The following is a 436-nucleotide window of genomic DNA, read 5'->3' as shown; positions in this document are numbered from 1 at the left end:
TACAAGCTATGATGGATCAGCATCACAAAACGAAGGTGCTCATCGGTGTTGAACCCACCGGGCACTACTGGCTCAATCTCGCCTTCTGGCTTCAAGAAAGGCAACTCGAGCTTGTTCTCGTTAATCCCTTTCATGTCAAACGCAATAAGGAAAATAGAGATAACTCCCCCACGAAAAACGATGTCAAGGATGCCCTTGTCATTGCCGATATGGTGAAGAACGGTTATTACTCCGAGGTTCGTATGTTGCCCGAGTCCTATCGGGAGATTCGGCAGTTGGTTCATGCCCGTGAGTTCATCCTTAAGCAATCCGGTGCTGTAAAAAACCAAATTCATCGTTGGGTCGATATGCATTTTCCCGAGCTTGGCCTTGTCTTTAAGGACGTAACGTGCAAAACAGCCTTGGCGACACTTGCTTTGTTTCCACTTCCATCTGA

The 436-nt window shown here is 47.2% G+C and carries 1 protein-coding gene; it reads left to right on the top strand.

Annotated elements, in window-relative coordinates; genetic code table 11:
• Positions 1-8 precede the first annotated feature (8 nt).
• The coding region (locus tag ET33_RS38260) for an IS110 family transposase (RefSeq protein WP_327204083.1) at positions 9-436 on the top strand (428 nt) is incomplete at its 3' end.

Origin of the sequence: Paenibacillus tyrphae (assembly GCF_000722545.1) — a bacterium.
Taxonomy (GTDB): domain Bacteria; phylum Bacillota; class Bacilli; order Paenibacillales; family NBRC-103111; genus Paenibacillus_G; species Paenibacillus_G tyrfis.
The sequence above is the reverse complement of the archived record's forward strand: the minus strand, read 5'-3'. Positions and strand labels throughout refer to the sequence as shown.